This window comes from Rhizobacter sp. P2_D12 (assembly GCF_056404395.1).
The window spans coordinates 1-6309 of sequence record NZ_JBFUEB010000195.1; the positions used below are offsets into that span (position 1 = coordinate 1).

8 protein-coding genes and 1 pseudogene are annotated in these 6309 nt (G+C 70.7%); 2 read left to right on the forward strand and 7 right to left on the reverse strand.

Annotated features, from left to right (window positions below; genetic code table 11):
* Positions 1–204: pseudogene (locus AC1DYN_RS31225) on the forward strand (tetratricopeptide repeat protein); the annotation flags it as partial.
* 64 nt (positions 205–268) lie between these two features.
* On the opposite strand, the gene AC1DYN_RS31230 reads toward AC1DYN_RS31225, so the two are convergent.
* From AC1DYN_RS31230 to AC1DYN_RS31260, 7 genes are all read right to left on the reverse strand, one after another.
* Complete coding sequence (locus AC1DYN_RS31230; protein ID WP_477966468.1) at positions 269–1027, reverse strand: 3-hydroxyacyl-CoA dehydrogenase; 759 nt, start codon at positions 1025–1027, stop codon at positions 269–271.
* 13 nt (positions 1028–1040) lie between these two features.
* Positions 1041–1694, reverse strand: coding sequence for an adenylate kinase (gene adk / locus AC1DYN_RS31235; RefSeq protein ID WP_477966470.1), 654 nt, complete (start codon positions 1692–1694; stop codon positions 1041–1043).
* Positions 1695–1844: 150 nt separating this feature from the next.
* Positions 1845–2600: a 3-deoxy-manno-octulosonate cytidylyltransferase gene (gene kdsB, locus AC1DYN_RS31240; RefSeq protein ID WP_477966472.1), complete on the reverse strand. Its 756-nt coding sequence runs from the start codon at positions 2598–2600 to the stop codon at positions 1845–1847.
* Positions 2597–2800: a Trm112 family protein gene (locus AC1DYN_RS31245; RefSeq protein ID WP_477966474.1), complete on the reverse strand. Its 204-nt coding sequence runs from the start codon at positions 2798–2800 to the stop codon at positions 2597–2599. The genes kdsB and AC1DYN_RS31245 overlap by 4 nt, the downstream gene beginning before the upstream one ends.
* Before the next feature lie 14 nt (positions 2801–2814).
* Positions 2815–3825: a tetraacyldisaccharide 4'-kinase gene (gene lpxK, locus AC1DYN_RS31250; RefSeq protein WP_477966476.1), complete on the reverse strand. Its 1011-nt coding sequence runs from the start codon at positions 3823–3825 to the stop codon at positions 2815–2817.
* A 19-nt stretch (positions 3826–3844) separates the two neighbouring features.
* The gene (locus AC1DYN_RS31255; protein ID WP_477966478.1) at positions 3845–4273 is read right to left on the reverse strand and encodes an ExbD/TolR family protein; all 429 of its coding nucleotides are present in this window, start codon (positions 4271–4273) and stop codon (positions 3845–3847) included.
* Between the two features lie 12 nt (positions 4274–4285).
* A complete protein-coding gene (locus tag AC1DYN_RS31260) occupies positions 4286–4921 on the reverse strand; it encodes a MotA/TolQ/ExbB proton channel family protein (RefSeq protein WP_477966480.1) in 636 nt (211 codons plus the stop codon).
* Between the two features lie 367 nt (positions 4922–5288).
* Between AC1DYN_RS31260 and xseA the strand changes: the two genes are divergently transcribed.
* Positions 5289–6309: exodeoxyribonuclease VII large subunit (xseA, locus tag AC1DYN_RS31265; protein WP_477966482.1), on the forward strand; the 1021-nt coding region annotated here is incomplete at its 3' end.

Genomic DNA, 6309 nt, shown 5'->3' on the forward strand with positions numbered 1-6309 from the left:
CAGGCCAAGCCGGGGCTGGAGCTGATGCAGCAGGGGCTGGCCAAGGGCACGAAGCGCCCGGACGATGYGAAGCTGCATCTGGCGATCGCGCAGCTGGCGGCGGGCGACCACGCCAAGGCCGCGGCCGGCTTCAAGACCGTGCAGGGCAATGATGGCACGGCCGACCTGGCGAGGCTGTGGGCCCTCTACGCCAGGCGCAAGTAGCCCGGATGCCAATCCGGGAAGCGTCGGCCACGCCGCTCCCGGATTGCGCTGCGCTCCATCCGGGCTACTTCGGCGCGAGGCGGATGGCGCCGTCCAGGCGAATGACTTCGCCGTTCAACATCTCGTTCGTGATGATCTGGTGCACCAGCTTCGCGTAGTCCGCGGGCGTGCCCAGGCGGCTCGGGAAGGGCACGCCGGCGGCCAGCGCATCCTGCACCTCCTGCGGCATGCCGAACAGCATCGGCGTGCCGAAGATGCCCGGCGCAATCGTCATGTTGCGGATGCCGTTGCGCGCCAGGTCGCGCGCGATCGGCAGTGTCATGCCGACGATGCCGCCCTTCGAGGCCGAATAGGCGGCCTGGCCGATCTGCCCGTCGTAGGCCGCGACGCTGGCCGTGGAGACCAGCACGCCCCGCTCGCCGGTCGATTCGGGCGCGTTGCGGCTCATCGCCTCGGCCGCGAGCCGGATCATGTTGAAGCTGCCGACCAGGTTGACGGTCACCGTCTTCGCGAACACCGCGAGAGGATGCGCCCCATCCTTGCCCACCGTCTTCACCGCCGGCGCGATGCCGGCGCAGTTGACCAGGCCCATCAGCTTGCCGGCCGCGGTGGCCGCTGCGACCGCGGCCTGGCCGTCGGCCTCCTGGCTGACGTCGCAGCGCACGAAGACGCCGCCGAGTTCCTTCGCGACCGCCTCGCCCTTGTCGGCCTGCAGGTCGGCGATCACGACCTTGCCGCCGTGGGCCGCGAGCATGCGCGCCGTCCCTTCGCCGAGGCCCGAGGCCCCGCCGGTCACGATGAAGACCTTGCCTGCGATGTCCATGCGTCGCGCTCCGTTACTTCAGCGCGTCCAGCGCGCGCCCGGTGATCTCGTCGACCGTGCCGGTGCCCGAGATCTTGCGGTATTTCGGTGCGGCGGCATCGCCGGTGGCGGCCCAGCCGGCGTAGTAGTCGACCAGCGGCCGCGTCTGCTTCTGGTAAACGTCGAGGCGCTTCTTGACCGTCTCTTCCATGTCGTCGTCGCGCAGGATCAGCTCGTCGCCGGTGACGTCGTCGCGGCCCGCGACCTTGGGCGGGTTGAACTTCAGGTGGTAGCTGCGGCCGGAGGCCGGGTGCACGCGGCGGCCGCTGATGCGCTCGATGATGGCCGCGTCGGGCACGTCGATCTCGAGCACGAAGTCGAGCTTGACGCCGGCCGCCTTCATCGCATCGGCCTGCGGGATCGTGCGCGGGAAGCCGTCGAACAGGAAGCCCTTTGCGCAATCGGGCTGCGCGATGCGTTCCTTGACGAGGCCGATGATGATGTCGTCGCTGACCAGGCCGCCGGCGTCCATCACCTTCTTGGCGGCCACGCCCAGCGGCGTGCCGGCCTTGACGGCCGCGCGCAGCATGTCGCCGGTGGAGATCTGCGGGATGCCGAACTTCTGGCAGATGAACGCCGCTTGCGTGCCCTTACCGGCGCCTGGGGCGCCCAGCAGAATCAGTCTCATCAGTCTTCCTCGATTTATGGGATTTGTGGCCTCGGCAGCGGCGGGCGCAGGCACGGGCTTTTCGCGTCGAGAATAGCATGCGACCCCCTGCGCGAAGCTGACGCGGAACAGGCCGCGCGAGGCCCGCGCCTCGGGGTTTTCACCCGCCCGTCAGCCGATCAGCGCGCGCACCCGCTCCAGGTCTTGCGGCGTGTCCACGCCCGGGCCGGGGCGTGCCGCGCTGACGTGCACCGCGATGCGGTGGCCGTGCCACAGCACGCGCAGCTGCTCCAGCGATTCGACCTGCTCCAGCGGACAGGGCGGCAGCTTCGGGAAATCCCTCAGGAAGCCGGCACGGTAGCCGTAGAGGCCGATGTGGCGCAGCGGGGCCGGCGACGCCGACAGCGCCTCGATGCCGGCCGCATAGCCGTCGCGCCACCACGGGATCGGCGCGCGCGAGAAATACAGCGCCCGGCCTGCGCCGTCGAGCACCACCTTGACGACGTTCGGGTTGCGCATCTCGTCGACGCTGTCGATCGCATGCGCGGCGGTGCTCATCGGGCAGTCGGGCTGCGACAGCAGCAGCGCGGCGCAGGCGTCGACCAGCGCCGGATCGATCAGCGGTTCGTCGCCCTGCACGTTGACGACCAGGTCGGTGGCCGCCAGGCCCAGCTGCGCGCAGGCCTCGGCCAGCCGGTCGCTGCCGGTCGGGTGGTCGGTGCGGGTCAGCACGCAGGCGACGTCGTGGGCGCGGCAGGCCGCGACGATCTCGGCGTCGTCGGCCGCGACCACCACCTGCTGCGCGCCCGACAAGGCCGCACGGCGGGCGACGCGCACGATCATCGGCAGCCCGCCGATGTCGGCCAGCGGCTTGCGCGGCAGCCGCGTCGACTGCAGCCGTGCCGGTACCAGGACGGTGAAGCTCACGCAGCGCTCCCGGCGCCGGTGGCGGTGTCGAGCGAGCGCGCCTCGGCCTCGAGCATGATCGGCATGCCGTCGCGCACCGGGAAGGCCAGGCGGTCGGCGTTGCAGACGAGTTCGTGCACCGCATCCTGCGGCGGGCGCTTGTGTTCGAGCGGGCCCTTGCACAGGGGGCACACCAGCAGTTCCAGCAGTCGGGTGTCCATCGGATGTCCTTGGTTCAGTGGCGGGCAGGCAGCAGCGCGAGCAGTTCGGCTTCGAACGCGGCCGGCAGCTGGAAGTCTAGCGTCGCGACCCACACGCGGCTGCCGCCCAGGCGGCCCGGATCGAGCTTGACGGCGTCTTTCTCGGTGACGATGACGTCGGTGGTGCCGGCCGGCCACGGCAGCGTGGCGAAGTCGTGGTGGTCGGGCAGGGCCAGCTCGGAAATCTCGAGCCCGGCTTCGCGCAGCATGTCGAAGAAGCGCTGCGGGTGGGCCAGGCCCGCAGCGGCGAGGAGAGGGCGGCCGCGCAGGTCGGCAGCGTCCGTCGTCGGATCGCCATGGCGCCACGCTTGCAGCGACGCGAAACGCGCGAGGCGGCGCCCCACCACGTGGCCGGGCCAGCGCGTCGACGGCTGCGGTGCGTTGTACAGCACGACGCTGCGCGCTGGCGGTGCGGCCGGCATCGGCTCGCGCAACGGGCCGGCCGGCAGCAGCCAGCCGTTGCCGGCGCCGCGTTCGTCGAACACGATGACCTGCGCGTCGCGCGCCAGCGGCAGGTGCTGCAGGCCGTCGTCGCAGACGATCACGTCGACTTCCGGGCGCACCTCGAGCAGGCGGCGGCCCGCGAGCGCGCGCCGCCGTCCCACCACCACCGGTGCCCCGGAACGCCGGCGCATCAGCAGCGGTTCGTCGCCGCTGGCAGCGGGGGGGGTGTCGGGCGTGACGAGCAGGATGTCGTCGGCATCGCTGCGCCCGTAGCCGCGCGACACGATGCCGGGCGTCCAGCCGTGCCGGCGCAGCAGCTCGACGACCGCGAGGCAGGTGGGGGTCTTGCCGGCGCCGCCGGCGATCAGGTTGCCGACGACGATCACCGGGACCGGCAGCCTGTCGATCCGGCGCCAGCCGCGGTGGAACGTGGCGCGGCGCAGCGCGACGATCGCGCCGTGCAGCCAGGCCAGCGGCAGCAGCACCCGCGCGAGCGCGCCGCGCGCCAGCCAGGCGCGTTGCAGGCGAAGGGCGAGGGGCACGGGGACGGCGGCAGGCCGCTCAGCGGCCCTCGCCACCTTGCGAGGTCTGCGCGGCGAAGGTCAGGCGTGCCAGGCCGGCGCGGCGCGCGGCGTCCATCACCGTGACCACCGACTGGTGCGACGAGGCCGCATCGGCCGAGACGATGATGATCGCGTCCTTGGCGCCTTCGGACGCCGCCAGCAACTCTGCCGTCAGCAGCTCGACGTTGCGGCCTTCCAGCGTCTTGCGGTTCACCGCGTAGCGCCCTTCGGCCGAGATCGCGACGATGACTTCCTTGTTGTTCTCGCGCGGTTTGTCCGCATCGGCCACCGGCAGGCTGACCTGCAGCTCGGTGAACTTGGAGTAGGTCGTCGACAGCATCAGGAAGATCAGGATCACCAGCAGCACGTCGATGAACGGGATCAGGTTGATCTCGGGTTCCTCGGGATGGTGCTTGCGGAACTTCATCGCCATCGTCCTTCAGCCGGCCTTGCGCACGGCGGTGAAGCGCATCAGGTGCGGCACCATGCGCTCGGCGGCCTGTTCCATCTCGAGCGTGTAGGCATCGATCAGGCCGCGGAAGTAGCGGTACGCGATCAGCGACGGGATCGCGATCATCAGGCCGAAGGCGGTGTTGTACAGCGCCACCGAGATGCCGTGCGCGAGCAGCGCCGGGTTGCTGCCGCCGGTGGGCGCCTGCGAGCCGAAGATCTCGATCATGCCGATCACCGTGCCCATCAGGCCCAGCAGCGGCGCGGCCGAGGCGATGGTGCCCAGCGTGTTGAGAAAGCGCTCCATCTTGTGGACCGCCGTGCGGCCGGCCGATTCGAAGGCGCCGTGCAGGGTGTCCTGGTTGATGCGCGGGTCGGCGATGATCGCGCGCAGCCCGGTGGCCAGCACCTGGCCCAGCAGCGAGTTGTCGGCCAGCTTGTTGACGACGTCGGCGGCGGGCAGGTGGGCCCGCGTGACCGAGATGACTTCATCGAGCAGGCGCGGCGGGGCGATGCGGGCGGGCCGCAGGCTCGACAGCCGCTCGATGATCAGTGCCAGTGCGATGACGGAGCACAGCAGCAACGGGTAAATCGGCCATCCGGCGGCTTGTATGATCGAAAACAATCCGGTCCCTCTCTGCTGTTTTTTGGACGCGCGATTATGGCCCCAAGCCAGCCCTCCGAGGCGCAACCGCATGTTCGCCGGTCGGTGGTCGCTGTACTACGGAACGACTACATCCGCTGTTCGCCCGGACTCGCGCCACCGGTCCACCGCAACTGTGGATAACTTTGTGGGCAACCGGTCGGTGACAGCGCCAAAGCCGCGCCAAGTCTGGCTCTGCTTCAGATTGCTCAAACTTTAGGCATGAAAAATACATTGCAAATCAATGACTTAGGTAATTGTGAATGCGGTGTGACAGCCGATTCGCCGCGCCAGCCCTTGTTTGACGGGCTTGTGGAGTTCTCGACCCGCATGAACGCTGGGTTTGCCCATGTTTGAGCGGTCCGTGCCGCGGGGCGAGCGCATGGTGTGGTCGGTCGCCGGGCTGGTGAACGCGGTGGCCGATGCGTTGTCGGCCCGCTTCGGCGCGTGCGTGGTGCAGGGCGAGCTGTCGGGCTTCTCGCGCGCTGCGAGCGGGCACTGCTACTTCAGCCTGAAGGATGCGGAGGGGCAGCAGGCGATGATCCGCTGCGCGATGTTCCGCCGTGCGGCCAGCCTGGTGGCCTTCAGCCCGGCGGATGGGCAGCGTGTGGAAATCCGTGGCCGGATCGCGGTGTACGAGCCGCGCGGCGAGCTGCAGTTCGTCGTCGAATCGATGCAGCAGGCGGGTGCGGGCGCGCTGTACGAGCAGTTCCTGCGCTTGAAGGCACGACTCGAGAGTGAAGGCTTGTTCGACCCGGCCCGCAAGCGGCCTCTGCCCAGCCACCCGCGCCGGCTGGGCGTCGTCACCTCGGCGTCGGGCGCGGCCTTGCACGACGTGCTGACCGCGCTGGCGCGCCGCGCGCCGCACGTCGGCGTGGTGATCTACCCCAGCCTGGTGCAGGGCGCCGACGCGCCGGCGGCGCTGGTGCAGGCGCTGGGCCAGGCCGCGGCGCGTGCCGAGGTCGATGCGCTGATCGTGTGCCGCGGCGGCGGGTCTCTCGAAGACCTGTGGGCCTTCAACGACGAGCGGGTCGTGCGGGCGATTGCCGCCAGCCCGCTGCCGACGATCTGCGGCGTCGGCCACGAGACCGACGTGACGCTGGCCGATTTCGCCGCCGACCTGCGCGCGCCGACCCCGACGGCCGCGGCGGAGCTGGCGGCGCCGCCGACACGCGAACTGGCCGAGACGCTGGCGGCCTTCGCGACGCTGATGCAGCGCCGCGTGCACCACGTGCTGGACCAGCAGGCGCAGCTGATCGATCGCGCGGCGCTGCGGCTGGCGCGGCCCGGGCAGGGCGTGCGCGCGACGGCGCAGCGCTTGCTGGGCCTGGCGCACCGGCTGCAGGGTGGGGCGCGCCGCGGCCTGCAGG

What these genes read in the sequence shown, in the direction of transcription:
- adk (WP_477966470.1), bottom strand. Translation starts at nt 1,694, where the DNA reads ATGAGACTGATTCTGCTGGGCGCCCCAGGCGCCGGTAAGGGCACGCAA.
- AC1DYN_RS31255 (WP_477966478.1), bottom strand. Translation starts at nt 4,273, where the DNA reads ATGAAGTTCCGCAAGCACCATCCCGAGGAACCCGAGATCAACCTGATC.
- AC1DYN_RS31230 (WP_477966468.1), bottom strand. Translation starts at nt 1,027, where the DNA reads ATGGACATCGCAGGCAAGGTCTTCATCGTGACCGGCGGGGCCTCGGGC.
- AC1DYN_RS31245 (WP_477966474.1), bottom strand. Translation starts at nt 2,800, where the DNA reads ATGGACACCCGACTGCTGGAACTGCTGGTGTGCCCCCTGTGCAAGGGC.